The organism is Candidatus Acidianus copahuensis, from assembly GCF_000632495.1.
GTDB classification, from domain to species: domain Archaea; phylum Thermoproteota; class Thermoprotei_A; order Sulfolobales; family Sulfolobaceae; genus Acidianus; species Acidianus copahuensis.
This window is the reverse complement of sequence record NZ_JFZT01000038.1, coordinates 1-1,230: the sequence shown is the minus strand read 5'-3', so window position 1 is coordinate 1,230 and position 1,230 is coordinate 1. Positions and strand designations below refer to the sequence as shown.

1 protein-coding gene is annotated in these 1,230 nt (G+C 34.1%); it reads left to right on the top strand.

What is annotated here, in order from left to right; translation table 11 throughout:
* Window positions 1-1,072 precede the first annotated feature (1,072 nt).
* A partial coding sequence (locus tag CM19_RS13525; RefSeq protein ID WP_420804711.1) for an NAD(P)-binding protein occupies window positions 1,073-1,230 on the top strand: 158 nt, incomplete at its 3' end.

Below are 1,230 nucleotides of genomic sequence, written 5' to 3'. Positions count from 1 at the left end.
GGAAAGGAGAGTAATACTTTCAATTTATTTAGGGATTTATGATTCCTAGATTTCCTGTGGAAATAAGGTCTTTTCACTTTTCTAGTAATATGTTGTCAAGTTAACTTGTGGTTAACTCGACAAATGAAGGCGAGTTAAAGTCAGGAAAGTTAAATCCCTTAATCTCTCTGGTCTAAGGGAGTGTGGATAAAATTATATCCAACCTTCTCTTCTTGTCTACTAAGTATTTTAGTAAAATTAGAGGAGTAAAAACTGCTATTTATCTGATAGAATAGAATATAAACATATAATCTACAATGTTCTAGCTTTAATCTGCTATTTCTACCGAAAAGCGAGATTTAGAAGATTTATATTATACAAAGCAATACTAACCTCCTTGTTTTCTGGTCTCTAGAGTGAAGAGGACAGTTAATTTTCAATTTGTATACGAAACATGTTTATTATATATCTCTAAATTATTCAACTACTTTAAATTATATAATCAAGATATTTATGTCTGCTTTGTAGAATAAGTGAACCTTGAGGGCTAAACATTTGATAGCACAGGGATTATCGAACTATATCGAGAGAATGGACAAGAGATACATGGACAAAGGGGAAAGAAGTCAATGAGTTACTGATTAGGATGACTGAAGATCTCATTCTTTGGGAGATGAAGAAGAGGGAGTAGAAGATCAAGCAGAAAGAAGAGAAGGGGCCACGAATGCACTAACTCCTTTATCCTAGTATACGTAAGCGTCTCCCTCATCTGTAGTTCCGTTTATTAGGGAGTTTATGTGAAGAAAGTGATAAAACATGTAGGAGGACTATACAATAAGCTTAGAGGTCAATAATAAGGGTAAAAAAAGACTTTAAGAGGAAAGTAGATCCTAGTTCGAAATATACTAAAGCGTGAAATGTGATAAATCTAGAAGGATATATTAAAACGAACCCATTTATTTCTCTTATATTAAACCCTTTGAAATGACTTAATTAGATGAGATTGGAAACTTTACGTACGGAAATTCGCGTCAAGCCTTAATCTAAGAGGGTTACTGGATGTTTTTATGTTACCTTTACCTAATTTTAAGGCATGAAAATTGCGATAGTTGGTGCAGGACCTGCTGGACTTTTTCTAGGAAAGACCTTGCGTGAGGATGTAGTCATATATGAAAGGGAGAAAAAGTTAGGCATGAAACCATGTAGCTGGGTAGTCTTAAGCTCTATAGAGAACTTCGTTGAGATTAAGGC